Raw genomic sequence first — 22,881 nt, forward strand, 5'->3', positions numbered from 1 at the left:
CCATTCGTCGGGGGTCTCGCCGCTCACGTCGTCGTCGCGTCGTTCGGCGTGATGCAGATTCTGTGGGGGTGGGGGCGCCGCCCCCGCTCCGGCCGCGCCCGCCGCACCCTCGACACCTCTGCTGCCTGCCGAGCAGCCCGCTCGGTAACCGGTTCGTTCCCCGGCAGACGCTCGTCTGCCGGGGGACGCGCGGGGCCTAGGTGAGCCCCAACTCCAGACCCGCCCACAGGGCCACGACGGCACCGACGATGCACACCGGCACGGTCGCCACTCCCAACACGGAGAAGTCCCGCAGGCGCGGTTGCACCCCGGCACCCGAGAGCACCCGCCGCCACAGCAGGGTGGCCAACGAGCCGACGTAGGTCAGGTTCGGTCCGATGTTCACCCCGAGGAGCATCGCCAGGACGAGGCCCGGCGGCGCACCCGTGCCCAACGCGGTGAGCATCAGCAACGTGGCGGGCAGGTTGTTGACCACGTTCGCCAGCACCGCCGACACCCCGGCCACCACCAGCAGGCCCACCAGCGTCGGCTCGGCGGGCAGGACCCGGGCCACCGCGGCGCCCAGCCCGTGCGCACTCACGCCGACGACCACCACGCCCAGCGCGAACACGAACAGACAGAACAGGGGCGATCCGGCGCGCACGATCGTCGAGACCGTCACCGAGCGGCGGCGCACGCCGGGCACGGCCAGCGCCACCGCACCCACCACTGCCACCCAGACCGGCTCGACCCCGGCGAACCCGGACACGCCGAAACCGAACAGGGTCAGACCGAGCACGACGAAGGCGTAGACCGGGGTCGCCTGGTCGCCCGTCGACTCGTCGGCGGCCGGCTCCACCGGATCGGGTTCGGCCCCGAGGTCCTTGCGGAAGAAGACCTGGAACACCGCGTACTCGAGTACGACGACGATCAACCACGGCAGCGCCATCACCGCGGCGAACGACACGAAGGTGAGCCCGGACGCCGAAAAGGCCAGCAGATTGGTCAGATTCGACACCGGCAACAACGTCGACGCCGAATTCGACAGGTGGGCGCACGCGTAGACGTGGGGGCGTGCGCGCACCCGGACCAGGCGAGCCGTCGCCAGCACCACCGGTGTCAGCAGGACAACCGTCGCGTCCAGGCTGAGCACCGCCGTCGTGACCGACGCCGAGACGAACACCAACGCCAGCAGCCGACGCGAACTGTCGCCGGACGCCCGCGCGAGCGCAGCGCCCAGCCATCGGAAGACACCCTCCTCGTCGGCCAAGTGCGCGAGAACCAGGATGGCGGCGAGGAATCCGACGGTCGGGCCGAGAAGTTTCACCTGGTCGAGCGCGGCACCGGGACTGACCACGCCGCAGATCACCAGTACGGCGGCGACCGGCACCGCCAACGTCGCCTCGGGAAGTCCGCGGGGTTGGACCATCGCGAACACCAGCACCGCCGCCAGCGCCACCAGTGCTGCTGATTCGGCCCACGCGCCCGTCACCGGGTCACCGGCCGAGGCCTTCCCGCAGCGCCTCGTAGGCGTGCCTGCCCCGGCTGAACGTCGCCGCGTCGCCACCGATGTCGGGATGGTGGGTGGCGGCATGGTCGCGCCACGCGCGCCGCAGGTCCGCGAGGGTGAAGTGCGGCTGCAGACCGAGCACGGTCAACGGATCCGTGGGCGGGGCCGCCAATGCGGGCCGCTTCGGTGCCGACGTGTCGTTGCGCGGAGCGCCCTCGGCAGCCGCCTTCTTGGCGGACGCCTTCTTGGCGGGCGACTTCTTGGCATGCGCTTTCTTCGCGGACGCCTTCTTCGCGGGGGACTTCTTGGCAGGCGCCTTCTTCGCAGGAGACTTCTTGGTCGGAGCCTTCTTCGCGGCCTTCGTGACGGCCTTCTTCGCAGGTAGTTCGTTCATCGCTCTCAGATCGCCGGAATTGGTTGGGATACTTCGTCATTCGAGTCTGTCGGTGAGTCTCCGACGTCGCCGCCGTCTCCGGCCGAGGGGTGGTGGTCGCGCGCCCCTTCGTCCTTCACGCACGGCGGCGTCCGGGATCGCCCCGGACGCCGCGCGTCGATTTGCTGGCCGGCACCTGCCGGATCGCTGCCGAACGCTACGGCGTGAACCTGAATCCAACCTGAAGACCCGTCATGTTCAGACACCGACCGAATTGGGTACTCCCGCGACGGTTTCGGAGAACCGGAATGTCGCACGCGAACGGATGGAGGCTCACATGGGTGACAGTGGACCCGAAGAAGGCGTCAAGGGCGTCGTCGAGGACGTCAAGGGCAAGGCGAAGGAGGTCATCGGCATCGTCAGCGGCCAGGACGGCCTGCGCGAAGAGGGCCGGGCACAGCAGGACAAGGCCGAGGCTCAACGCGACGTGGCGAAGAAGGAAGCCGAAGCAGAGGCCGCACGCGCCGCCGAGAAGACCGCCGAAGCGCGCCAAAAGGCCGCCGAGTAACCACCTTTCATTCCGCTGAGACGGGCGGGCCAACCCCCTTCGGGGTCGTGCCCGCCCGTCTCTGCGTGTGGGACCTAGCTCGACACGTCGTAGTCGAGGCGGACGGTGGTGCCGGCGGCCCCACGGTCGACGGTGCACTGATCGGCGAGGGCCCGCATGAGCGCAAGGCCCCGGCCCCGGTGGCTGCAGACCACCGCCGCACGCGGCCGCCACCGTCCGTGGTCACTGATCTTGACGTGAACCCGTTGCGCCGCGTCGTCGTAGGTGGCGTGCATCGAGATGTCACCGTCCCCGCGCCCGTGGTAGGCGTGCTCGGCGCAGTTGGCCAACGCCTCGTTCACACCGAGTAACACGTCCGCACACCGCGATTCGGTCAGCGACAGTGCGCTCTGATGCAGCCACGCGTCGAGTTCTCGACGCAATCGCGACGCCTGTGCGGCGTCGGCAGAGCGTGTTCGGCGCAGCTGCGTGGGGCTCTCAGTTCGTTCGCACATCGCAGTCATGGTCGAGGCATACCCCGAAATCCGCGAATGTCTAACCTGGGTCCGCGGACTGGTCACCGTCCCTGCAGCCACAAGTGCTCGGTCATGTCCTGAAACGTCACCAGAGCGATGTCGTCGTCGGCCCGCTGAAGGGCGGAGCGGCTCATGACCGCCCGCACGGCGGAACCGTCGGCGTGTGACAGTTTCACCAGCGTGTTTGCGTGTTTCTGCAGTTCGGCAACGGCGCTGTCCGACTCCAGCGGCGTCTCGAAGACGTCCTGGAAGTTCCTGGCTTGCAACTCGTCGCGGGTCAGGCCGAGCATGTCGCCCATGGCGTCGTTCGCGAACAGGACGGTGCCCTCTTCGGTGACCGCCACCACCGGCACGGGCAGTTGGCCCAGCACCCGCAATGCGGGGAGTCGCCGCAACGTGTCCATTTGCGACTCGTCGTGGGTGCGTGGCCGCCGCCGGTCGACGGTTGGCTGGTGGTGTTCGGGCAATGGGCGCTCGACGCTCTGCATGTCGCCTCCTCGAATGACTTGTCCAGCGGTTGTTTTCAGGGCAGCTGCTTGGTGTGCGACGATCCCGGGTCCACCAGGGCCGGGTCGGCGTCGGGCCGGTTCTTCCTGGTGAACCGGCGCGCGACCGAGGAGAGTCCGAGCAGCCCGCGCGAGATCGTGGTGGGCGCACCGCCGTTGCGGCGCTGAAGGTAGTGGCCGAGCTTCGTCAGCACGCTGGCGATCACCGGGAGCAGCAAGCTCGCCAGCAGCCAACGTCGCACGGGGGTGCTCAAGAGGGCAAGCATGGTGCGGTCCTTTCTGATTCGACGGCAGGCGCCGTCACCGAACCCGGCGACGCTCGCGTTTGCCGGTGTGGATGGTGGTGCGGGTGGCGACGGACGGGTCGGACAGCACACCCGAGATCTGGGCGCAGACCGCGTCGATCGCCGGGATGAGGCGGTCGGCTCGCGGGGAGGCGCTGGTGGTGATGGTGAGGTCGACGGTGCGGGTTCCCCGGTCGATCACCGCCTTGCCACTGGCGGACTCGACGTCGAGGGACTGCTGCAGGGCCTGAGCCGCGGCGTCGGCGACCTCGCCGAGGTCGACGGTGATCGTTCCGCTGTCGTCGGAACGCAGCGGCAGCGACTTGACCTTGGCGACCGGGGAGTGCGCGAAGAGCCACCGCAGCGCGAGGACCACGAGCACGATCCCGGCGCCGGCCAGCGCGAAGGGCCACCATCCGGTGGTGGTGGCCGCGCGCAGCCCGGGCAGCGTGACGGCGTCGGGCAGATTGGGCACCCAGGTGGTGTTCCACACCACCAGCGCGGCGCCGAGCGCGATGAGCGCCAGCCCGGCGACGCCGGCGGCGAAGCGGTCGAAGGTGACGGCCGTGCGGGTCATGTCAGTTGGCTCCCGTGCGTGTGCGCACCTTGATGCGCGGCGTGGTGGTGGTGAAGCCGCCGATCGTGTCGGCGACGGCGGTGGTGATGGCCGCCTTCAGAGCGGGATCACTCGCGGTGACGTCGGCGGTGACCGTGACGGTGCGCAGGCTTGCCGAAGCCCGACTACCGAGGACGCCAGGCACGGAAGCGGCTGCGGCGCTGGCCAATCGGGCCAGATCCAACTTGGCGATCCAGACGCTCGTCGTCGCGGGGACGGCCAGCGCGGTGCGTCGCCGTGGACGGATCGCCGCGGACACCCACCACAGGCCGACGACGACGGCCACGATGGCGGCCGGCAGCATCCAGCCCTGGTAGGTCAGACCGTCGAGGCCGGAGACGGCGGTGTCGGTCCATGCCGTTCCCGTCAGCCAGCCGAAGTGGACGGCGGCGTCCCGCAGGGCGACCGCACCGGCGGCGAGAATCAGCAGGGCCAGGAGTGCCCCGACGTAGCCGGCGGCTGGTGCGGCCACGGGTGGCCGCCCCGGCGCTGGGGTGGCGACGGCGGCAGGTTCTCGGGTGGTGGTCATTGCACGGTCCTCGATGGGGTGCTGGCGGGTAGGACGGCGTCGACGGCGACGTCGACTCGGTCGACGGTCAGTGCGGCGTAGTCCCTCAGGGCGGAGGTGACGTTGCGTTGCACGGCGGCGCCGACGACGACCGCGGGCTCCGGCCACGCGACGGCGATGTTCACCTGGACGCGGGCCCGGTCACCGGCGATGGCGACGGTGGCCCGGGGCAGGTCGCGGCCGGTGATCTTGTTCAGGCCCGCGGAGTGCTGGTGCACCCCGTCGGTCAGCCGCGCGGCGTGGACGGCGAGCCGCTGCGCCACCTTGTCGCGCACGGTGAGTTCACCGCGGACGCCGGGGTCGTCGGCTGAGTCGACGTCGGAACGGTCGTCAGCCACGACGACGCCCGGGGAACAGTGCGGACAAGTCGAATTCGCCGTCGCGCTGGCCGCCGATCAGGTACCCGGCGACACCCAGGATCAGGGCGACGACGAAACCGGTCAGACCGCCTGCGGCCGCGGCAATGCCGAGGAGCAGTCCGGCGATCAAGCCCAAACTGGATGTGGTCATGTGAACCTCCGAGAAGTGTTGCGGCACGGCGTTTCCGTGCTGCGGGGGTGTGCGTCAGAGCTCGATGAAGCGGCGCCGCCGGCGCACCAGTCGAAGCGGATGAAGGATGGCGAGGCGTCGCCGCCTGCGGCGTGTGGTGGTCCGCACCGGCGGCGGACGGAAATGCGCGTCGATGGCCTCGAGTGCGGACGCGAAGGCCTCCGGGCTGCCACCCCGGTCGGGATGAAACTCCCGAGCTGCGGCGCGGCGGGCGCTGGCCCGATCGGGGTAGCGGTCCCACCGCGCCACGGTCACGACGCGGACGTCTCGGTGACGACGTCCTCCACCGTGACGTCGACGACGCCACCGGTGACGGCCGCCGCGGCGTCGCGGACGCGGGCCGCGGTGTCGCGCACCGGGGTGCCGTACCGCAGCGTCACGTGAACTTCGGTGACGTTGTCGGGGTTGGTGCGGATGCCCGACACCCGGTGACCGGGGAGGTAGGTCGCCACTTCACCGAACATCCCGGCGTGCAACCCGACCACCCCCGGCACCGCGGTGACGGCGGCGGCGATGAGATCGGCCTGATCTGGCTCGCTCGTCGACGTCATCTCCGCGCCGGTCACTGCACCCGGGTGACGGCGTCGTCGGCGTCGGCGTCGTCGTCACCGGCGAGGTGAATGTCGTGCACGGTGACGTTGACTTCGGTGACCTCGAGGCCCGTCATCCGCTCGATGGCGGTGATGACGTTGCGGCGCAGGCCGGTGGCCAGATCGGCGATGGAGACGCCGTACTCGGCGACGATGTCGAGGTCCACGGCGGCCTGCTTCTCGCCGACCTCGACCGATACGCCCTGGGAGTGGTTGACGTTGGCGCCGGGGATGCGCTCGCGCAGCGCGCCGACGACGCGGGACGCTCCGCCGCCGAGGGCGTAGACGCCGCTGACCTCGCGGGCGGCGATCCCGGCGATCTTCGACACGACGGTGTCGGCGATCGTGGTCTTGCCCTGCGAGCTCACCAGGGTCGAGCTGGTGACGGCGGTGACGTCCTTGCCGGAGGTGGCCGTGGCGGTGGTGACGGGCTGGGTGCTGGTCATCGTGATCGAACTCCTTGTCGAATGTCGTGATCTTCGTACTGTGGTGAAGTCTTACGAGGTGTAGTCGGTGCAGAGGCCCCGAACCGAACGTCCAATTTCGGTGAACTGACTCACACGCGTTGGTGGTGGTCCGGCGACGAGGGCCGCGCCCGACCGCAGTTGCGGCTGAGCGCGGCCCCCTGGCCGGTTACTTGAAGGTGTCCTTGATGTTCTCGCCGACCTTCTTCACGCCGGACACACCCTGGTCCTTCTTGCCCTCGGCGGCCAGGTCGTCGTTGTTGGTGGCGTCACCGATGGCCTCCTTGGCCTTGCCGATGGCGTCCTCGGCCGCGTTCTTGGCCTTGTCCACGATGCCCATGAGTTGATTCCCTTCGTTGTGTCCTTCATTGCCTTCGAGTGGTCCTCGAAGGAGTCCTCAGCAGCGCGTCAGTGCGCGCCCGATCCCCGTCTTCGCCACCCGCTTGACGGCCGCGCGGCGACCGTTGGAGGCGCGGCGGCGGCGCACCACGACGGCGAGCAGCACTGCGGCGGCGACCGCGCCGACGATCACGCGTGTGTCGCCCAGCGTCGAGGCCGCCTCGTCGAGGTGGAGCTGACGAGCCGCGTCGGTGGTGTCGTCGGCCAGCCCGGACAGCTGCTGCTTGGCGCCGTCAACGGCTTCTCCGACGGCCTGCTTGACGTCGTCGGCCTTCTCGGCGACCGCGTCGACGCCCTGCTTGACCTTGGCCTCGGCGGTGTCCGCGGCGCCGTCGGCCTTGAGCTCGTCGTCACCGGTGAGATCGCCGGCGGCCTCCTTGGCCCGTCCGACGGCCTCCTGAGCCTTGTCCGTGAAATCTGCCATGAGCGTCGTCCTTCCTGGGAGTCGTCCTCTCGCCGAATGTCGGTGAGGGCCAACCCGTTACGAGATGTCAGGAGTTGAGTCGGTGGGGTTCGACGAAACCGAACGCCGTCGCGACGTGAAGCCGCTCACACCGGCCGCGACGATCGGCCTGGCGGATCGGAAGTGCCGACCCGCACCGCGGCGGGCACGCGTGGCACTAGGATTTGCTGTCGCCCATCCCGACACTTCCAAGATCGGGTGCGGAGGTACTGGGAGCGTGCGTGACGACAGCCAGTGGCGGGCGGATCGCCGATGCGGGTGACGACGCCCTGCTCCATGCCGCCGCGCTCGGCGACCGCGAGGCGTTCGAGGTCGTGGTGCACCGTTACGGTCCCCCGCTGCACCGGTACGCGCGGCGGTTGGTCGCCAACGAGGCCGACGCCGCCGACGTCGTGCAGGCCACCTTCATCGCCGCCTGGCGTCAGCTCGAGACCTTTCAGGGCAGGTCGTCGTTGAAGACGTGGTTGTTCTCGATCTGCTCCCACAAAATCACCGACAACTACCGCGTCAAGCGTGCGCAACCCATCGACGACCAGCTGATGGAGGCCATCCCGGCTCCGCAGCGCAGCGCCGACCCGTTCACCGCGGCGTCGAACACGGCCTTCCTGGCGGCGTTGGAGGCGGCCCTGGCCGAACTTCCGTATCGTCAGCGCGCATCGTGGGTACTACGGGAAATAGAGTCCATGACGTTCCCCGAGATCGGGACGGCTCTGGACACGAGTCCCGACGCGGCCCGCGGACATCACTTCCGCGCGACCGCGACACTGAGAGCCCGGCTGGAAAGGTGGCAATGAACCCGTCATCCCCGCCGCCGGACCCGCTGTTTCGCGCGATCGAATTCCTCCGGGCCGCACCCGAGCCGGGGTGGGACGCGATCGCGGGACGCGTCATCTCCTCGATCCGCACGACCACCCGCCCCGGCGGCCATCCGTTGGCGGCCCAGACTCCACCCGGCATGGCCGGCCCCGGCCGGATCTTCGTCAGCGACCACGTGTTGCGCAGCACCCTCGCGATCGAGCTGCGCCAGCGCTACCTGTGCGCTCCCACCCGCATCACGTTCGAGATGGACGACCAGACCAAGACCTTGCGCAGGGTGAACATCGAGCTCACCGGCAGCTATGGGACCGACCTGCGGCAGCTGGCCGACCACATCCGCGTCACGACGCTCGACGTCGTCGCCGACCTCCTCGGCGACGTCCTCGGCCAACATCCCGTCGACGTCACCGTCACCGACGTCGTCACCGGAGACCCGCTCGGCGCCTGAAACGCGCCGCGTGAGACGTCGCCGAAGGGCGGCGCTTGAAACGATCCGCATCCCGGCGGAACATGGAACTCGTTGCCCCAGACCTCGGCGATGACGTATACCGCATGGGCTCATCCCGACGGGGCATCCAGTAGGAGTTGCTCGTACGGGAGGACCAATGAGTACCGCGACCGACGGCCACCGGCCGTCCGGACCACTGCAGTCGGATGACGAGGAGCGGATCTCCGAAGCGGTGCGTGACATCGCCGAGCAGCGTGCCCACATCGAACAAGCCAAGGGCATGCTGATGTTCATCTACGGCCTCGACGAGCACGCGGCGTTCGACCTCCTCCGCTGGCAGTCTCAGCAGCACAACGTCAAGCTCCGGCTGCTCGCCGAACAGGTGGTCAAGGACATCGCGGAGCTCGGCAAGCGCAAGCCGCTCGAGAATCGGCTGGATCACGACCGGGTGTTGCTGACGGCTCACCAGCGGGTGGTGGACCTGGCGGACCGGCGTCGCAACGGACAATCCCCCACGGATGCGTAACCGCCCGGCCAGTTGGGTAGCAACACAAGCGGAGGAGCTGCATCCCGGGATGTAACTTTCTCAAGCCCTTGGTGGTTCCGACCAGAGCCACCAAGGGCGTCCAAAGCTATTCGCAGCCGGTGCCGTTGCCGTCACGGTCGAGGCCGTAGATGTCCTTGCCGACGACCGTGACGGGACCGGACACGTAAGCCGGACCGTTGCCGCTACCACCCGCGCAATCGACGTCGCTGGCGATCGGGACGCAGGCACCGGAGTAGTTGGGATCGCAGTCGCCGTTCTGCTGAGCGTTTGCGACCGGACAGAGGACGTAACTGGCGGCAAACAGTATTGCCGCGACCGATGATTTCTTCACGAGGCCGAGAGATTAGCGCAGCCAGGCGATGTCTCGGCCGTGTTTCGAGAAGCTGGTCGACCACTCGCTTACTCGCAAGAGTGACTACGTGATTTGCCGTGGGTGGCCTCGCGTCAGACGAATTCCTCAACGTCGTCGAGGGAGGTGTCCCGCGTCTCCCGCATGACCAACAACGCGATCCCGGTCAGCACCGCGGCGCACAGCAGGTAGACACCCACCCACGCCACGCCGTAGGAGGTGGCCAGCCACGTGGCGACGAACGGTGCGATCGCGGCGCCGAGGATGCTCGCCACGTTGTAGGCGATTCCGGAGCCGGTGTACCGCACGTTCGTCGGAAAAAGCTCGGGCAGCACCGCGCTCATCGGTCCGAACGTCAGCCCCATCAACGTCATGCCGATGATCAGGAAGGCCAGCGTGGACGTCGTCGTCGCCGACGCCGGGTCGAGCAGCAATCCGAAGGTGGTGCCGTAGATCATGATGGCGACGGTGATCACCAGCAGCGTCACCCGGCGCCCGAATCTGTCGGCCAGCAAGCCGGTGACGGGCAGCATCGCGGCGAAGAACAGCACCGAGATCAGCTGCAGCTGAAGGAATTCCAGGTACGGGATGCCCAATCCACCGCCGGTGGCGGTCTTCTTGCCGGTGCCGAAGCTCAGTGCCCAGGTGGTGACGACGTAGAACAAGGTGTAGGTCGCCAGCATGACGAACGTGCCGATCAGAAGCTGACGCCAGTGGTTGCGGAACACCTCGGTGAGTGGTGCACGCACCCGTTCGCCGCGTTCGATCGCACGGGCGAACACCGGGGTCTCCGTCAGGCGCAGGCGCACGTAGAGGCCGATGGCCACCATGACCGCACTGAGCAGGAAGGGAACGCGCCAGCCCCACGTGAGGAACGCGCCGTCCAGGTCCGGGCTGGCGGTGTTGAAGCCGAGCCACAGCACCAGGACCAGGAACACCCCGTTGGCGAGCAGGAATCCAAACGGGGCGCCGAGCTGTGGCCACATCGCGGCCCACGCACGCTTGCCGGGTTTGGCGGTCTCCGTCGCGAGAAGGGCTGCGCCACTCCACTCCCCACCCAGCGCAAGGCCTTGGCTGAATCGCATCACCGCGAGCAACGCCGGCGCGAGCAGGCCTACCTGGTGGTAGGTGGGCAGGACACCGATGAGGAACGTCGCGATCCCCATGACGAGCAGCGAGGCCACCAAGGTCGTCTTGCGGCCGATCCGATCGCCGAAGTGCCCGAACAAGATCGACCCGAGAGGACGTGCGACGAAGGCCAGGCCAAAGGTGGCCAGCGACGCGAGCAGCGCCGTCGTCGGGTCGCCCTTGGGGAAGAACAGGTGCGGGAAGACGACGACTGCGGCGGTGGCGTAGGCGTAGAAGTCGTAGAACTCGATGGTGGTGCCCACCATCGACGCCACGACGATCCGCCCCCGGGGCACACCGTCGACCAGATCCGGTTCTCGAGTGGTCATGGGTGGACATCCTTGCACCCGTCGACCGACGGACGCTCTCCGGTGGTGTCAGCAGTGCAGGTCTGCCGGTGGCTGAACGCGGTCGACGAAGAACGCCTCCAATGGCGCGTCGATGCAACGATTCCCACTGAACGCCACCGTGTGCTGATTGCCGACGAAGGTGATCAGCGGTGCCCCGAGTTGGCCGGCCACGTCGACGCCAGTCTGATATGGCGTGGCGGGATCCCCGGTAGTCGACACGACGACGATCTTGCCCGGCCCGGGCGAGGTCACCGGATGTGGCTCGGAGGCTGGTCGCACCGGCCAGAACACGCACAGGGGCCGGGGCGCATATCCGGTGAATTCGCCAAAACTACTGTAGGGCGCGACTTCTCGCACGCGGCGGTCGTTCTCCGCCCATACCGCCGGGTCGCTCGGGTAGACGTCGTCGGCGCAGTGCACGCCGTTGAACACGTCCTCCCCGTCGGCGTAGTGCCCGTCCTCGTCGCGTTCCAGGTACGCATCCGCGAGCTCCAGCAGGTCGTCGGCGTCGGAACCACGGGCCAGCGCGGTGAGTCCGTCGGTCAGCTGTGGCCAATCCTCGGAGCTGTACAGCGCCTCCTCGACGCCGGTGATGGCGTCGGGATGGCTCAGCCCTCGCGGGTCGGCAGTGCGCGCCGGCTTGTCGACCAACGGGTCGACCAGCTGGTGAAAGCGGTCGACGGCCCGTGCCGGATCGGTGCCGAGCGGGCAGCTCGGCTGCGACGCACAGTCCACGGCGTAGGCGTCGAATGCCTGCTGGAATCCCGCCGCTTGGTCGACGTACCCGACCAGGGGGTCGGTGAACTGATCCACCACGCCGTCGAGCATCATCGCCCGCACCCGATCCGGAAACTGCTCGGCGTAGGCGGTTCCCAGCCGCGTTCCGTAGGAGTAGCCGAAGAAGTTGAGCTGTTCCTCCCCCAGTGCGGCCCGCACCGCATCCATGTCGCGTGCTGTGTTCTCGGTGCTCAGTCCGGCCAGAAAGGGCTCCCCCACCCGATCCGCACACCGCTGAGCGCGCTCGCGTTCCACGTCTTCGATGTGTGCGACGCCGGCCGGGCTGTAGTCCACCTGCGGATCGGTGCGGTCTTCGTCGACCTCGGCGTCGGTCTCACACCGCATCTCCGGGGTGGACAGTCCGACTCCACGCGGGTCGAAGGCCACCAGATCGAAGCGGCGTCCAATCTCGGTCTTCGCCAGCTTCGGCCCGAACCGGGTCATGATGTCGATCGCCGAGACGCCCGGTCCACCGGGGTTGGAGATGATGGTGCCGAGCTTCTGGCCGGTGGCCGGGATCCGCATGACCGCCAGCTGTGCCTGCGCTGCTTGCGGATTCGCCCCGTCACTCCAGTCGACGGGCACCGACACGGTGGCGCACCGTGCCGTGGGCACCTCGCTGGTGTCCACCCCGTCGCCACAGGCGGCCCAGGTCAACCCCGGCGCCGGATCCGGATCGGCCCCGGCCGGCGGCGCGGTGGTCAGCGCCAGCGCCACCGCGCAGACGGCTCCGGACACGACGAACTTCTGAAGGCTCCCCCACCTCGACATGGCGACATATTGACACGCCCGTCGGGTTTTTCGCAGTGCTTGCCCAAGGCGTGTCGGTTCGCGCTGGCCCAGGCGGCGGCGAGCTAGGACTCGACCGCCGCCCGTCGCTCATCGCAAACGGTCGTCCTTCGACACCTCGATCAGCAGTGCCAGCACGCCGTCCAGGTATTCCGGCGCATGCGTGTACCCGCAGGAGATCATCCGCAGCCTGCCTTCATACGTCACGACACCGGTTCCGGCATCGCCCTCGATGTGGGAGCGGACGATCGGGCCCCACAGAGCGGTCGGGCGGATCGGCCCGGCACCGTCGAGGTCTTGAACGCCGAGGTTGCTGACCAGAAGATCCCATGGCGCGGTCTTGGTGAAGAACTCCTGCGCCGTGGCGAGGTCGGCGTCGACGGGAACGAACTGCTGGATCGCCGCGGAGGTCATCTGGATTCCCGGCGCGGACCTGGCAACCGTGAGCTCTGCGGTGAGCGCTCGAGCCTGGTCCCAGAACGAGCGATCCGCGGGAGCCATACCCGTGCAGGTGCACGTGAAGTAGGCGGCACAGTCACCGCCGGCCTTGATGAGGGCACGAAAGTTGATGGGGCTCAACACCCGTACGTAGTCCTGGCCGTGCAGCGCAGCCCGTACGTGCGAGGCGGCGGTCACCACCGCCGCGTGGACCGTGGTCTGCTCGGTGCGGCACCGTTCGACGAGCCGAGCGGTGTCGGCGAGTTGCATCGTCACGGCGTGGAGGTTCGGCGGCGCACCGTCGTAGGGCCGCACCGAGGTCGACACGCCCATGCGGGGGTCGGGGGCGGGAGCGTCTCGAGGCGGGAACTCTGCGGGCGGCGCGAGTGTTTGGGCGATCATGTCCTCCTGGGCCGGCGGCACTGGCAGGGGTGTCAGTTGCCCGCCGTTGAGCACGGTCAGAAGGTCGTCGACGATGTTGACCGAGGAGATTCCGTCGGCGATGGTGTGGTCCAGGGTCAGGAGCAACGCCGACGAATCCGGTGCCAAGACCAGAGTTGCGCGCATCAACGGGGCCGTCGACCGGTCGAACGGCCGGGCGAGGTCGTCGGCCGCCGCCGACGTCCACCCGGCGTCGACGCGGTGATGGACGTCGAGTGGAATCTGCCCCACGTGCGGTGGCTGATAGAAGCCGAGACGGGTCGACGGGTGGTCGTCGACGGAGGCCCTCAACAGCGGATGACGACCCTGCACCGCGTCGAGCGCCGCCCGCAGCTGATCCTCGTCGAGGGCGACGTCGAACTCCGCGACGATGGAGAAGTGGACCGGATTGGATTCGGCGTAGCGATAGAACTGGCGCTCCAGCGCCCCGATGGGGCGGATCGACACCGCGGTCCCCTGCGATGCGTGTGCTGTGCGGTCGGTGACCTCGGGCCGTGAGATTCCCTGGTGTCGGTAGTTCGTCGTCATAGAACGGAAAACGACCCCGCGACTGCCGGTTATTACTGCGGTGAGCGGCGTCACAGCGCCCCTAAATTGGGCGCACGCGTCGCGCGGTATAAGGCATAGGCTCGGCGATACGGCACGGGACGAATCCGCGGCTTCACCGATCTGCTCGATCGCCGACCGGCTGGCGCTTGGACCCCGCAGATCCACTTGGGTCGCGCAGTTGTGCACCATCGGGTCGAGGTGCGACGGGTGACGCCGCGGGCAGAATGAGGTCAATCCGGTTGAGCGGTGGTGTGGTTCAGCCGGGCGTCCGAAAAGGCTGGTGGAGAATGAACCCAGTTCGGTCTGTACCGTTGCATTCCGGCGAGAAGATGGCCGCCCTCGGCCAGGGGACATGGCATCTTGCCGAAAGTCCGGGGCGGTGGGCTGAGGAGGTCGCCTCGATCCGACTCGGGATCGACTTGGGGATGACGGTCATCGACACGGCCGAGATGTACGGCGACGGCGCGGCGGAAGCCTTGGTCGGTGAAACGATTGCCGGACGGCGCGGTGAAGTGTTTCTGGTCGACAAGGTGCTTCCCCATCACGCAACGCGGGAAGGCACCGTGCGCGCGTGCGAGGCGAGCCTGGACACGCTCGGCGTCGACCACATCGATCTCTACCTTCTGCACTGGCGGGGTCGCATCCCGCTCGCCGAGACCATCGAAGGCTTCGCCGAATTGAAGCAACACGGGATGATCCGCCATTGGGGCGTAAGCAATCTCGACACAGACGACATGATCGAACTGTCAGGCGTCCCGGGTGGTGCTGAGGTCCAGACGAATCAGATCCTCTACAACCTGGCGCGCCGCGGCCCGGAGTACGCGCTGCTACCGTGGCTGTCCCAACACGGGATACCGACCATGGCCTACTCGCCAATCGAGCAGGGCCGGTTACTCGAACATCCGGCGCTGCAACCGATCGCGCGGCGACCCGATGCCACCCCGGCGCAGATCGCGCTCGCATGGGTTCTTCACCATGACGGGGTCATCGCCATCCCCCGCGCCGGAACACCCTCCCACGTACGGCAAAACGCCGCGGCCCGAGACATCGAGCTGACCGACGTCGACCTTAAAGACCTCGACCACGCGTTTCCGCCGCCTACCCGTCCGCGGCCGCTCGAAGTGCTGTGAACCGACCTTCCCCGGCGGCCTGGGAGTCGGAGTCGTGCGGTCGGGGTTCACGACCGCGGGTTGCAGGAACGCCACGTTTGGGCCGTCAGCCGCGGGGAAGTCGGTCCTCATGACAACGAGGCTGGGTGGGCGTTGACGTGGCGCGGCTGAATCTGATCATCGCCGACACCGTGGACATCGATGCGCTCGAGGACGAGGTCGTCACGGCGATCGCCGACAGACTCCGCGACGAGCACGGGTATGAGCTGCCCGACGCCGTGTCATCCGAAGACGCGGATGCCGGGCGGGAGTACCCGCTGCTGCCGAGCGGTGCAATCACGGTGCGGCGCCGCACTGGCGGGCTGGTCGTGAAGTTGCGCGGCGTCGACGTCGACGCCGACGACCTCTTCACGGGCGTGAGCAGCGAATTGGAGCAGCGACATGACGGCCTGCGCGTCGAGCTCGGCTGATCGACGGGTCCCGCGAGCGCAGCTGGCTCCAGACGTCACCGACGCCTTCAGATAGTGCCGGGCACGCCAGCTGCTCACGATGGCGACGGACGACAAAGGCTGCGAAGCGTGCCCCCAGTCGGACTCGAACCGACACTTGGCGGATTTTAAGTCCGCTGCCTCTGCCAATTGGGCTATGGGGGCGTTGCAGCTAGGAGGATAGTTCAGGCCGTCTTAGTCCCGCTCTGACGCATCACGCGACACCCGACCGTCGTTGCTACCCAATGGGACGTCACCGATCCGCGCTCCGACAAGCGGTCGCGAGAGGTGAGCACACACCTCTTGCACTCCAAGCCGGACCGTGGCAATCGCATCTGATGCGATCACGACATCGGGGTTGTTTCGGCTGACGGAAAGGACGTTGTTGCAGGCTGCTGGCAGCCGACGGAGGCTTCGCACTCGGGCGATGTCGACGCCTACTTCGCCACCGCGGCGTACTCATCAGAGGAAACCCTGCGGCCATTCTTGGTCTGGGCCATCCGCACCCACCATCTGCGGCGCTTGACCCTGCCTCTGACCCGGCAGATGCCACCTCGTCCGATCAGCTTGCACAATCGGGTGAAAGTTCTGCAGCGCATCGCCGCCGGACTGGACATGGACCTCACCGAACGCGTCATCGGCACATTGATCCTGCTCTACGCACAACCCCTCAGCCGGATCGTCCGCCTTACCGTCGACATTCTCACCAAAACAAAAGGGCGCGTTCTCATTCGACTCGGGGACCCACCAGCTCCCATTCCGTCCCCGTTCGACGACATCGTGCGCACTCACCTGCGCTCACGACACAACCTGTTCCCCGGCCGCCGCGCATGCCAGCCCCTGCACCCGACCTCGATCCGGCTACGACTGACCGCCCTGGGCATTCCGAACATGCCCGGTCGATCCCGCGCACTGCGCGAAATGCTCCTTCAAGCACCACCTGCGGTCGTGGCCAGCATGCTCGGCTTCCACGTCGGCAAAGGGGAGACCATCGCCGCCGAAACCCGTGCGACATTGAAGCGCTACGCCGCCGGCACTCACGAGCGCGCCCGCCGGCCACGCTTGGGCTCCTGACGCGCAGGCGGCCCCAAGGCGGATGAGCGGGGACACCTTGAGGGAGCCCGACGACGCCGTTGACGACCTAACGGCCCGGCTGCTTCGCAAAGTCCCGCCCGGCCCCAACATGCGACGATCCGACGTTTTCGATGGCTCCCGCGACCGGACCGTTTTGCTTGATTAATTGCCGTCGCGACGCCTTGCTGCTCGGGCGTGACACTGACATCTTGCATGATAGAAGCACGATGATTGCCGCCGACGTCGCTCGAGGCTCGCGGCCTCTCACGCTGACGTCATCCGTCTCGTCAGGTCGCCGGGGGGCTCGGCGCCGCGGGACCCTCGGTGATGATGAAGTATTCGCGCATCTCCACGATGCGCCCGTCGACGACCTCGGCGACGCCCGCAACGCGCCCGGACAATACCAATTGACCGGTGGCACTGTAGAAGTCATCGACGCGCTCGGTGAACACGAAGCGGCCCCGCGACTCGATGAACTTGAAGTCCACGGTCATCGTCTCGAAGCCCGGCGGGAAGCTCTCCGCCAAGGCTCTGGCCTCGTCGATGCCCACGGTCGTCGCCATGCCGACGTTCTCCCACACCGTCTCCGGGGTGAAGAACTCCTCGAAGGACGCCAGCACGGCGGCCTTCGAGCTGCTCCAACGCTCGAGGAATTGCCGCACCACGGCACTGGGGTCGGCGGTCGCGGTGGTCTGGGGGGTCGCATCCGATGTGGTCATGACGTCCACGGTGCCGCACCGACCTGCGTCGCGGAACGGTCGGTTTCGTCCCCGGTTCAGCGCAACCGGGGATGAATCAGTCCCTCCCTCCGATCGTCGGCCTGCTGGAACAATGGATCGATGACCAGTCGCCCGGACCCCGCCGGTTCCCTCGGGGACTTCCTGCGGGCTCGGCGCGACGGACTGGACCCCACCGAGGTAGGGCTGTCCCTGCTCGGGGCCCGGCGGCGCGTTCCCGGGCTGCGTCGCGAAGAGGTCGCCAACCTCGCCGCCATCAGCCACGACTACTACGCCCGACTCGAACAAGGTCGCATCGCCCCCTCACTCGCGGTCCTGAAGACCCTGAGCGACGTGTTGCGCCTCGACGCTGAACAACGCGCCTACCTCTACGAACTCGCCGGCAAACCGGTCCCTCGCCGACGGACGTCAGAACAGCACCGCACGCGGCCCCAACTTCAGCGGCTACTGGACGCGATGACCGAGATTCCCGCCTTCGTCTTCGACCATCGATTCGACATCCTCGCGTGGAACCCGCTGGCCGCCGCCATCTACGTCGACTTCAGCCGCATACCGCCCGAGCAGCGCAACTACGTGCACCTGGTGTTCACCCACCCCGACGTCCGTGCGCTCTACGCCGACTGGGACACCGTCGCCCGCAATTGTGTAGCCTCACTGCGCAGATCCGCCGCCCGCACCCCCGACGACGCACGCCTACTCGCGCTGGTCGACGAACTCCGCACCCGCGACACGGTCTTCCGCACCTGGTGGCCCGCCCACGAAGTCGTCGACTCCAGCAGCGGAACCACCGTCCTGCGCCACCCCATCGCCGGCGAACTGACCCTGGAGTGGAACACCTTCCTCAGCGACACCGACCACGACCAACGCCTCATGACCATGACCGCACCCCCACACAGTCCCACCCATCAGGCTCTGAAATTCCTCAACTCCTGGACCGAGAGCACCGCTCAATAGACTCGTGGCCGTACCCGCGCAGTGACAAAGGGGCCGTTGTCGTCTTCGGCTCAGCATGACGGCAGAGGCTAAGGGTCGAGCGGGCCAACGTCTGCGCTGGACGCCATTTGCGTACCGCGAGCGGCTGGCACGGATCGTCGGCGACGCGGTGGCGTGCCTTCTCGAGAATTCGCCACCCCAGTTTCCGCCATCACACCAGTAAGAAGCTGTCCCTTGTCGCCGGACGAAATTCGAAAGCGGCACACTTAAGCTAGGTGGACCCGCAACCTGTGCGAGGATCGCGAGGGTCTCACTCGTCCAACGTCTTTCCCGTAAGCGCCACGATCAACTCGGCACTTTCGCAGGAGGCGCAGCGAATGTTGTGAAGGTGACCGACGGGATCGTCACCAACTGGACCGCCTGGGGTCCGGACTGCCGGTGCAAACGCTGCACCACAGCCGCCACCAGCCGTCGGCACAGTGTGCGGAGTCCGTCGGTGGGTTGCTTCCGCGTGGCGCGCCTAGTCGGGGGCTTCACTCCGCCCCATTCTCCGGGTGCTCGGAAGGTCTGGCACGGCGACTCATCTGAGAGGGAAGTAATCACAATCGAACCACTGCTCAGGGCGCCGCACCCGATCGTTCCGCCCGTGCGATTGCTGCAGCGGTCCCCAACTCGGAGCGTAGGTCGGCATTCTCCGCGTAGCACGTGAGGTAGTCGTAGAGCACGTGGGAGTCGACGTCGAACCGTCGGCAGTCGACTTCGATCATCGGCACCGGCGGAAGGCGGTCGATCCGCCACAGGCGCGTCGTGTACCGCGGCGACCATTCGGCGTTCGCATACCCGATCAGCAATATGACGGCGTGACCGTTGAACGCGGCCTTAACTCCCGCGATGTCGGCCCACGTCAGCGACGACTCGAAGCTCCAACCTCGTTGCCAAACGCCCTGTTCCGACAGCATCAGCGCACCGCGACGAATCCGTCCGAGGAGCGCGGACACGGGAAACGTCGCACCAAGGAGTCCGAATCCGGCAAGCAACCCCGAGGCGACAGACATCCCCTGACCGAGAAAGAGGTGGATCGCACCGATCACGCATGCGCCTGTAAGTGCCGTCATCAGGGCCACCAGCAATGAGAACTGTCGACGGGAGTAGGAGATTTCGGTCGCCGGCGAACCATCCGCCCGCACCGTTCCAATCGATCTCACTAGATCACGCTGCTGCGTGCGAATGGCCACACCGAGCGCGGCAACCAGCAACATGATCACGGCGAACAGCCCCGAATAAAGGAGAGCCGAAAGATTGCCGGCCGCTGCCAACACCGCACCGAACAGCAGGGACGCTACGGCGATCGCGAGAATTGCCGCGGTGGCAACCGTGAATCGCGCGTCGCGGGTGGATCGCTTCCACTCGCCAGGAATCTCTGAAGAACTAGAAGATGGCATTCCACGCGTCTTCTGCCAAGCCGCCTAGAGCTTTACCGGTATCCGCGACTGCTGCTGCGCCATCGCCGATCGCGTCACCGACAGCGCCAATACCGTTCTGGTACAAGGAGTCCACTGCACCGGATGCGAAGATTCCGACGACTGCACCACCGAGCGCTCCAACGGCGGTTCCGACGACCGGTACGGGTATCGCGGTACCAATCGCAGCGCCCGCGAGTACCGAGGCGCCGAACCCAACTCCTCCGGAAACGATCGCCTGGTCGACGTCCTTGCCGTTCGCGATGTCATATACGACACCACCGATTGCGAGTGCTCCGCCAAGTTTGAGACCCAAGCGACCGGCAGTCGATTCGGCGCTTGCGGCTGCCTTCGCGGCGTCGTCGGCGCTGTTCGCAAGCGCTCTCGAGGCATCGAAATCGCGGTAAACCAATGCCGCGGCGCTACCCTCGGGAGCTGCCTTGGCCAGATTGAGAAATTTCTCGGACTCGTCCGCCAAGAACTTGGACTGTTTGAGCAAAGTGGACGAGTGCGCAGCCATCAGGGTTCCGGCCGCGCCGTTGATGAGGTCCGCGACCACGAAGAACCACTTGCCGGACAGGTCGGCCCAAACATTCTTGAGAGTGTCGGCAGCGAGCTTTTCAACGGCGCGGGCGGCGTCCGCAGCATTGAGGGCAGTTGCGTATGCCGGAATCTTCTCGGAAGTATCGGGGTCGTTGATTACGAAGCCATCTACCGACAGTCCTGCGCTTGCCGCATTGTCCCGAACCGACTGCATCTCTTCCTGCGCCCGCCGCAGTTCATCTGCGAAATGATCGATTGCTTGCGCACTACTGACGACAGCCGATTGCAACCCATCCGCCTTGGTGGCTCCACTCGTCATTCGGCTCACGAAGGCATCGGAAGCTTCTCCATGCCAGTCAGCCCCTGCAGTCGTCTTCGCACTGTGAATGTCGTCGACCGTGTGCTCGATCTTGCTGGCAAGGGTTGACCGAAGCCAGCCCGCTGCGTCTGCGACGGCGTCTGGATTGCCCTCGATTCTCGTGTCGATTGGCATTTCTATTTTGTTTCCATGGCATTCTCGAGCATCTCGGCCGCCTGCTCATCCCGGCCAAGGTAGCTGTTGTTCGCCGACGCTATCGCAGCACCCACGGCGTTTACGGCGACCACCAGTTGACCCGTGTTGTCCACGAGCTTCGCCAGTATCCCGAGAATTGCGGGTGTGCCAGTCCCGCCATCAACTGACGTGGGGACCGAGCCGCCCGCGCTTTCAAGCGAGCTACCAGCGTCCGACAACGAGGTGGAGATCTTGTTGAGGGCTTCGTGATTGATGTACAGCGTCAACTGTGCCTCCGCCGCTTCTCAACCGGAATTTCGACGTCGAGCATCAAGAGTTGGAATGGTCGGGCTGCCTGCAGCTGAGACAAATTGGCGGTCGGCATCAGAATCCACGCCTGATTGTCACCACAGCATTGATGTAGGCGATCCAAGGCCGAGTAGGCCAGAAGTGCGGTCCGGCCATCTCGCGTTTCACGCATGTCGACCCGCGCGTCTTTCGGGTCGTCAACTGTCTCTGTACAAGGCAAGTACACGACCGGCGGAAAATCGCCGGGGATTGGTCGAGGCGTCGTGTTTCCGACGGGAGCAGTAGCCGTTCCGTTCGATGCGGTGGCGTAGTCCCCGACTGGCGAACCCCCTAGACGAGTGTCACGCAAGACGGGCTCCGCCCCGTCTGGGTTCGGACTTCGCCCATGTGTGCTGTCGACGGCCGGCGAAAAGTCGCCTCCCGACGGAACTTCCGGTCGCGCGCCCATACCGCTACGAATCCCCCTGGTCCCTTCCTGAGACTTGATGGTGACTGGTTCATTTGGCAATCGCAGTGCTGTTCCCTGTTACGAGGCTAGCAGCGGCGGGACTACCCCTATGTCACTGAATCGCGCATGACTCCGGCATCGAGGCTGCGCCATCCATACCGCTAGTGGTAAGCGGAGGCAGAGCACGGACGTCGCATCAGTCATGAGGAGCCCACCCGCGCAGCGACCGTGACGCGCACCTTGCCAGCCTCCACTCGTCGGGGACCTCCGACGACCTACGACCCTCCATTCACCCGGCGCCGCGCCCGTCGAGCCACTCCGAGATCGCCGCCACCCCGTCGCGGAAGAAGATCCCGTAGGCCCGGTCGGCCACGTAGCCGATGTGCGGTGTGGCAGTCACGTTGACCATCGTGCGCAGCGGATGGCCGACGGGCAACGGCTCGGTGTCGAAGACGTCGAGACCGGCGCCGGCGATGGCGCCCGACTGCAGGGCGTCGACCAACGCGGCCTCGTCGACGATCGGCCCGCGGGACGTGTTGACCAGCAGCGCAGTCGGTTTCATCGCGGCCAGCTCCGCGGCGCCGATCAGGCCGCGGGACCGCTCGCTTAGCTTGAGGTGCACGGTCAGCACGTCGGCGGTCGCGAAGAACTCCGCCCGCGGCAGGTGGCGCACCCCCGCCTCGGCCGCGGCCTCGGCGGTCAGGTTCTGGCTCCACGCCACGACGTCCATGCCGAAGGCCGCCCCGATGCGGGCCACCCGCGTCCCGATCCGCCCGAGGCCCAGCACGCCAAGCACCCGGCGGTCCAGCTCGAGCCCGACGGTGGTCTGCCACCCGCCGTCGGCGATCGACCGGCTCTCGGCGACCAGGTGCCGCGACGCCGCCAGGATCAGCGCCCAGGTGAGTTCCACCGTCGACGCGACGCTGCCGCCGGTGCCGCTGACGTCGATGCCGAACTCCTCGGCCGCCGCCATGTCGATCGACGCGTTGCCCGGCCCGGTCGACGCGATCATCCGCAGCCGGGGCAGCCGCTGAAGGACGGTGCGCGGCAACGGAGTTCGCTCGCGCATCACGAAGACCACGTCGAACGGCGCGAGCCGCGCGACCAACTCGTCATCGTCGGAGAGGTGGTCGGAGAACGTGGTCACGTCCGCTCGTGCGGTGACCGGTGACCAGTCGGCCGAGCTCAGCGCAACGTTCTGGTAGTCGTCGAGGACGGCGATCTGGATCCGCGTCGTGTCGGGGGTGCTCATCACGCGACGATATGCCCGC

The 22,881-nt window shown here is 67.1% G+C and carries 33 protein-coding genes and 1 tRNA gene; 9 read left to right on the top strand and 25 right to left on the bottom strand.

The genetic code is table 11. The annotated features are described in order from the left end of the window. Window positions 1-204: hypothetical protein (locus H7J06_RS29750; RefSeq protein WP_264043225.1), on the top strand; the 204-nt coding region annotated here is incomplete at its 5' end. Here H7J06_RS29750 and H7J06_RS29755 read toward each other — a convergent pair. Both H7J06_RS29755 and H7J06_RS29760 read right to left on the bottom strand, forming a co-directional pair. Next, window positions 197-1,471 (bottom strand): SLC13 family permease, encoded by a 1,275-nt coding sequence (locus tag H7J06_RS29755; protein WP_264043227.1) that lies wholly within the window; start codon window positions 1,469-1,471, stop codon window positions 197-199. The two genes, H7J06_RS29750 and H7J06_RS29755, sit on opposite strands and share 8 nt — an antisense overlap. A 4-nt stretch (window positions 1,472-1,475) precedes the next feature. After that, the gene (locus H7J06_RS29760; protein ID WP_264043229.1) at window positions 1,476-1,883 is read right to left on the bottom strand and encodes a J domain-containing protein; all 408 of its coding nucleotides are present in this window, start codon (window positions 1,881-1,883) and stop codon (window positions 1,476-1,478) included. 316 nt (window positions 1,884-2,199) lie between these two features. Here H7J06_RS29760 and mbp1 point away from each other — a divergent pair, with 316 nt between their 5' ends. Further along, a complete protein-coding gene (gene mbp1 / locus H7J06_RS29765) occupies window positions 2,200-2,430 on the top strand; it encodes a microaggregate-binding protein 1 (RefSeq protein WP_264043231.1) in 231 nt (76 codons plus the stop codon). Window positions 2,431-2,504: 74 nt separating this feature from the next. On the opposite strand, the gene H7J06_RS29770 is transcribed toward mbp1, so the two are convergent. The 12 genes from H7J06_RS29770 to H7J06_RS32520 form a co-directional block, all read right to left on the bottom strand. After that, window positions 2,505-2,924 carry an ATP-binding protein gene (locus H7J06_RS29770; RefSeq protein WP_264043233.1) on the bottom strand — a complete coding sequence of 140 codons (420 nt, stop codon included), beginning with the start codon at window positions 2,922-2,924 and terminating at the stop codon, window positions 2,505-2,507. 62 nt (window positions 2,925-2,986) lie between these two features. Continuing rightward, window positions 2,987-3,433, bottom strand: coding sequence for a PAS domain-containing protein (locus H7J06_RS29775; protein ID WP_264043234.1), 447 nt, complete (start codon window positions 3,431-3,433; stop codon window positions 2,987-2,989). 35 nt (window positions 3,434-3,468) lie between these two features. Then, entirely contained in the window at window positions 3,469-3,717 is a 249-nt protein-coding gene (locus H7J06_RS29780; protein WP_264043236.1) for a hypothetical protein, read from the bottom strand. Between the two features lie 34 nt (window positions 3,718-3,751). After that, complete coding sequence (locus H7J06_RS29785) at window positions 3,752-4,312, bottom strand: alkaline shock response membrane anchor protein AmaP (RefSeq protein WP_264043238.1); 561 nt, start codon at window positions 4,310-4,312, stop codon at window positions 3,752-3,754. Window position 4,313: 1 nt separating this feature from the next. Next, complete coding sequence (locus H7J06_RS29790; protein ID WP_264043241.1) at window positions 4,314-4,880, bottom strand: DUF6286 domain-containing protein; 567 nt, start codon at window positions 4,878-4,880, stop codon at window positions 4,314-4,316. Next, complete coding sequence (locus H7J06_RS29795) at window positions 4,877-5,257, bottom strand: Asp23/Gls24 family envelope stress response protein (protein WP_264043243.1); 381 nt, start codon at window positions 5,255-5,257, stop codon at window positions 4,877-4,879. Before H7J06_RS29795 ends, H7J06_RS29790 begins: the two co-directional genes overlap by 4 nt. Then, complete coding sequence (locus H7J06_RS29800; RefSeq protein WP_264043245.1) at window positions 5,250-5,429, bottom strand: hypothetical protein; 180 nt, start codon at window positions 5,427-5,429, stop codon at window positions 5,250-5,252. The genes H7J06_RS29795 and H7J06_RS29800 overlap by 8 nt, the downstream gene beginning before the upstream one ends. Window positions 5,430-5,483: 54 nt before the next feature. Further along, window positions 5,484-5,723, bottom strand: a complete 240-nt coding sequence (locus H7J06_RS29805) for a hypothetical protein (RefSeq protein WP_264043247.1) — start codon at window positions 5,721-5,723, stop codon at window positions 5,484-5,486. Next, entirely contained in the window at window positions 5,720-6,019 is a 300-nt protein-coding gene (locus H7J06_RS29810) for an Asp23/Gls24 family envelope stress response protein (protein WP_264043857.1), read from the bottom strand. The genes H7J06_RS29805 and H7J06_RS29810 overlap by 4 nt, the downstream gene beginning before the upstream one ends. Window positions 6,020-6,030: 11 nt before the next feature. Next, window positions 6,031-6,504, bottom strand: a complete 474-nt coding sequence (locus H7J06_RS29815; protein WP_264043249.1) for an Asp23/Gls24 family envelope stress response protein — start codon at window positions 6,502-6,504, stop codon at window positions 6,031-6,033. A 187-nt stretch (window positions 6,505-6,691) separates the two neighbouring features. Further along, complete coding sequence (locus tag H7J06_RS29820) at window positions 6,692-6,862, bottom strand: CsbD family protein (RefSeq protein ID WP_264043253.1); 171 nt, start codon at window positions 6,860-6,862, stop codon at window positions 6,692-6,694. A gap of 57 nt (window positions 6,863-6,919) precedes the next feature. After that, the gene (locus H7J06_RS32520; RefSeq protein ID WP_308205844.1) at window positions 6,920-7,345 is read right to left on the bottom strand and encodes a CsbD family protein; all 426 of its coding nucleotides are present in this window, start codon (window positions 7,343-7,345) and stop codon (window positions 6,920-6,922) included. A gap of 260 nt (window positions 7,346-7,605) precedes the next feature. Here H7J06_RS32520 and H7J06_RS29830 point away from each other — a divergent pair, with 260 nt between their 5' ends. From H7J06_RS29830 to H7J06_RS29840, 3 genes are all read left to right on the top strand, one after another. Then, entirely contained in the window at window positions 7,606-8,178 is a 573-nt protein-coding gene (locus H7J06_RS29830) for an RNA polymerase sigma factor (RefSeq protein WP_264043256.1), read from the top strand. Further along, the gene (locus tag H7J06_RS29835) at window positions 8,175-8,648 is read left to right on the top strand and encodes a hypothetical protein (RefSeq protein ID WP_264043258.1); all 474 of its coding nucleotides are present in this window, start codon (window positions 8,175-8,177) and stop codon (window positions 8,646-8,648) included. Before H7J06_RS29830 ends, H7J06_RS29835 begins: the two co-directional genes overlap by 4 nt. A gap of 157 nt (window positions 8,649-8,805) precedes the next feature. Beyond that, window positions 8,806-9,174 carry an ANTAR domain-containing protein gene (locus H7J06_RS29840; protein ID WP_264043260.1) on the top strand — a complete coding sequence of 123 codons (369 nt, stop codon included), beginning with the start codon at window positions 8,806-8,808 and terminating at the stop codon, window positions 9,172-9,174. 106 nt (window positions 9,175-9,280) lie between these two features. On the opposite strand, the gene H7J06_RS29845 is transcribed toward H7J06_RS29840, so the two are convergent. From H7J06_RS29845 to H7J06_RS29860, 4 genes are all read right to left on the bottom strand, one after another. Next, window positions 9,281-9,502, bottom strand: a complete 222-nt coding sequence (locus tag H7J06_RS29845) for a hypothetical protein (protein ID WP_264043859.1) — start codon at window positions 9,500-9,502, stop codon at window positions 9,281-9,283. A gap of 137 nt (window positions 9,503-9,639) precedes the next feature. Then, the gene (locus H7J06_RS29850) at window positions 9,640-11,001 is read right to left on the bottom strand and encodes an MFS transporter (protein ID WP_264043261.1); all 1,362 of its coding nucleotides are present in this window, start codon (window positions 10,999-11,001) and stop codon (window positions 9,640-9,642) included. A 48-nt stretch (window positions 11,002-11,049) separates the two neighbouring features. Continuing rightward, entirely contained in the window at window positions 11,050-12,570 is a 1,521-nt protein-coding gene (locus tag H7J06_RS29855) for an alpha/beta hydrolase (RefSeq protein ID WP_264043263.1), read from the bottom strand. Window positions 12,571-12,678: 108 nt separating this feature from the next. Further along, a complete protein-coding gene (locus H7J06_RS29860; RefSeq protein ID WP_264043265.1) occupies window positions 12,679-13,914 on the bottom strand; it encodes a condensation domain-containing protein in 1,236 nt (411 codons plus the stop codon). 431 nt (window positions 13,915-14,345) lie between these two features. Here H7J06_RS29860 and H7J06_RS29865 point away from each other — a divergent pair, with 431 nt between their 5' ends. Both H7J06_RS29865 and H7J06_RS29870 read left to right on the top strand, forming a co-directional pair. Beyond that, window positions 14,346-15,146, top strand: coding sequence for an aldo/keto reductase (locus H7J06_RS29865; RefSeq protein ID WP_264043860.1), 801 nt, complete (start codon window positions 14,346-14,348; stop codon window positions 15,144-15,146). Window positions 15,147-15,271: 125 nt separating this feature from the next. After that, window positions 15,272-15,595 carry a hypothetical protein gene (locus tag H7J06_RS29870; protein ID WP_264043267.1) on the top strand — a complete coding sequence of 108 codons (324 nt, stop codon included), beginning with the start codon at window positions 15,272-15,274 and terminating at the stop codon, window positions 15,593-15,595. Between the two features lie 109 nt (window positions 15,596-15,704). Here H7J06_RS29870 and H7J06_RS29875 read toward each other — a convergent pair. Continuing rightward, window positions 15,705-15,778, bottom strand: a tRNA-Leu gene (locus H7J06_RS29875). 321 nt (window positions 15,779-16,099) lie between these two features. Here H7J06_RS29875 and H7J06_RS29880 point away from each other — a divergent pair. Next, the gene (locus H7J06_RS29880; protein ID WP_264043269.1) at window positions 16,100-16,687 is read left to right on the top strand and encodes a hypothetical protein; all 588 of its coding nucleotides are present in this window, start codon (window positions 16,100-16,102) and stop codon (window positions 16,685-16,687) included. 287 nt (window positions 16,688-16,974) lie between these two features. Here H7J06_RS29880 and H7J06_RS29885 read toward each other — a convergent pair whose 3' ends face one another. Next, complete coding sequence (locus tag H7J06_RS29885) at window positions 16,975-17,406, bottom strand: limonene-1,2-epoxide hydrolase family protein (protein ID WP_264043271.1); 432 nt, start codon at window positions 17,404-17,406, stop codon at window positions 16,975-16,977. Between the two features lie 120 nt (window positions 17,407-17,526). On the opposite strand from H7J06_RS29885, the gene H7J06_RS29890 reads away from it, so the two are divergent. Then, window positions 17,527-18,378 carry a helix-turn-helix domain-containing protein gene (locus tag H7J06_RS29890; RefSeq protein ID WP_264043273.1) on the top strand — a complete coding sequence of 284 codons (852 nt, stop codon included), beginning with the start codon at window positions 17,527-17,529 and terminating at the stop codon, window positions 18,376-18,378. Window positions 18,379-18,974: 596 nt separating this feature from the next. Here H7J06_RS29890 and H7J06_RS29895 read toward each other — a convergent pair. The 5 genes from H7J06_RS29895 to H7J06_RS29915 all read right to left on the bottom strand — a co-directional run bounded on the left by H7J06_RS29895 (window position 18,975) and on the right by H7J06_RS29915 (window position 22,862). Beyond that, window positions 18,975-19,676: a hypothetical protein gene (locus H7J06_RS29895; RefSeq protein WP_264043275.1), complete on the bottom strand. Its 702-nt coding sequence runs from the start codon at window positions 19,674-19,676 to the stop codon at window positions 18,975-18,977. A gap of 109 nt (window positions 19,677-19,785) precedes the next feature. Continuing rightward, window positions 19,786-20,853, bottom strand: coding sequence for a WXG100 family type VII secretion target (locus tag H7J06_RS29900; protein WP_264043277.1), 1,068 nt, complete (start codon window positions 20,851-20,853; stop codon window positions 19,786-19,788). A gap of 2 nt (window positions 20,854-20,855) precedes the next feature. Then, window positions 20,856-21,140 carry a hypothetical protein gene (locus H7J06_RS29905; protein WP_264043279.1) on the bottom strand — a complete coding sequence of 95 codons (285 nt, stop codon included), beginning with the start codon at window positions 21,138-21,140 and terminating at the stop codon, window positions 20,856-20,858. Continuing rightward, window positions 21,137-21,610 (bottom strand): SseB family protein, encoded by a 474-nt coding sequence (locus H7J06_RS29910; RefSeq protein WP_264043281.1) that lies wholly within the window; start codon window positions 21,608-21,610, stop codon window positions 21,137-21,139. Before H7J06_RS29910 ends, H7J06_RS29905 begins: the two co-directional genes overlap by 4 nt. 289 nt (window positions 21,611-21,899) lie before the next feature. Beyond that, window positions 21,900-22,862 (bottom strand): D-2-hydroxyacid dehydrogenase family protein, encoded by a 963-nt coding sequence (locus H7J06_RS29915; protein WP_264043283.1) that lies wholly within the window; start codon window positions 22,860-22,862, stop codon window positions 21,900-21,902. Between the last annotated feature and the right edge of the window lie 19 nt (window positions 22,863-22,881).

This window comes from Mycolicibacterium hodleri, from assembly GCF_025822245.1.
Taxonomy (GTDB): Bacteria; Actinomycetota; Actinomycetes; order Mycobacteriales; family Mycobacteriaceae; genus Mycobacterium; species Mycobacterium hodleri.

What these genes read in the sequence shown, in the direction of transcription:
- H7J06_RS29760 (WP_264043229.1), bottom strand. Translation starts at nt 1,883, where the DNA reads ATGAACGAACTACCTGCGAAGAAGGCCGTCACGAAGGCCGCGAAGAAG.
- mbp1 (WP_264043231.1), top strand. Translation starts at nt 2,200, where the DNA reads ATGGGTGACAGTGGACCCGAAGAAGGCGTCAAGGGCGTCGTCGAGGAC.
- H7J06_RS29770 (WP_264043233.1), bottom strand. Translation starts at nt 2,924, where the DNA reads ATGTGCGAACGAACTGAGAGCCCCACGCAGCTGCGCCGAACACGCTCT.
- H7J06_RS29775 (WP_264043234.1), bottom strand. Translation starts at nt 3,433, where the DNA reads ATGCAGAGCGTCGAGCGCCCATTGCCCGAACACCACCAGCCAACCGTC.
- H7J06_RS29780 (WP_264043236.1), bottom strand. Translation starts at nt 3,717, where the DNA reads ATGCTTGCCCTCTTGAGCACCCCCGTGCGACGTTGGCTGCTGGCGAGC.
- H7J06_RS29785 (WP_264043238.1), bottom strand. Translation starts at nt 4,312, where the DNA reads ATGACCCGCACGGCCGTCACCTTCGACCGCTTCGCCGCCGGCGTCGCC.
- H7J06_RS29790 (WP_264043241.1), bottom strand. Translation starts at nt 4,880, where the DNA reads ATGACCACCACCCGAGAACCTGCCGCCGTCGCCACCCCAGCGCCGGGG.
- H7J06_RS29800 (WP_264043245.1), bottom strand. Translation starts at nt 5,429, where the DNA reads ATGACCACATCCAGTTTGGGCTTGATCGCCGGACTGCTCCTCGGCATT.
- H7J06_RS29810 (WP_264043857.1), bottom strand. Translation starts at nt 6,019, where the DNA reads ATGACGTCGACGAGCGAGCCAGATCAGGCCGATCTCATCGCCGCCGCC.
- H7J06_RS29815 (WP_264043249.1), bottom strand. Translation starts at nt 6,504, where the DNA reads ATGACCAGCACCCAGCCCGTCACCACCGCCACGGCCACCTCCGGCAAG.
- H7J06_RS29820 (WP_264043253.1), bottom strand. Translation starts at nt 6,862, where the DNA reads ATGGGCATCGTGGACAAGGCCAAGAACGCGGCCGAGGACGCCATCGGC.
- H7J06_RS32520 (WP_308205844.1), bottom strand. Translation starts at nt 7,345, where the DNA reads ATGGCAGATTTCACGGACAAGGCTCAGGAGGCCGTCGGACGGGCCAAG.
- H7J06_RS29835 (WP_264043258.1), top strand. Translation starts at nt 8,175, where the DNA reads ATGAACCCGTCATCCCCGCCGCCGGACCCGCTGTTTCGCGCGATCGAA.
- H7J06_RS29840 (WP_264043260.1), top strand. Translation starts at nt 8,806, where the DNA reads ATGAGTACCGCGACCGACGGCCACCGGCCGTCCGGACCACTGCAGTCG.
- H7J06_RS29850 (WP_264043261.1), bottom strand. Translation starts at nt 11,001, where the DNA reads ATGACCACTCGAGAACCGGATCTGGTCGACGGTGTGCCCCGGGGGCGG.
- H7J06_RS29855 (WP_264043263.1), bottom strand. Translation starts at nt 12,570, where the DNA reads ATGTCGAGGTGGGGGAGCCTTCAGAAGTTCGTCGTGTCCGGAGCCGTC.
- H7J06_RS29865 (WP_264043860.1), top strand. Translation starts at nt 14,346, where the DNA reads ATGGCCGCCCTCGGCCAGGGGACATGGCATCTTGCCGAAAGTCCGGGG.
- H7J06_RS29885 (WP_264043271.1), bottom strand. Translation starts at nt 17,406, where the DNA reads ATGACCACATCGGATGCGACCCCCCAGACCACCGCGACCGCCGACCCC.
- H7J06_RS29890 (WP_264043273.1), top strand. Translation starts at nt 17,527, where the DNA reads ATGACCAGTCGCCCGGACCCCGCCGGTTCCCTCGGGGACTTCCTGCGG.
- H7J06_RS29900 (WP_264043277.1), bottom strand. Translation starts at nt 20,853, where the DNA reads ATGCCAATCGACACGAGAATCGAGGGCAATCCAGACGCCGTCGCAGAC.
- H7J06_RS29910 (WP_264043281.1), bottom strand. Translation starts at nt 21,610, where the DNA reads ATGGGCGCGCGACCGGAAGTTCCGTCGGGAGGCGACTTTTCGCCGGCC.
- H7J06_RS29915 (WP_264043283.1), bottom strand. Translation starts at nt 22,862, where the DNA reads ATGAGCACCCCCGACACGACGCGGATCCAGATCGCCGTCCTCGACGAC.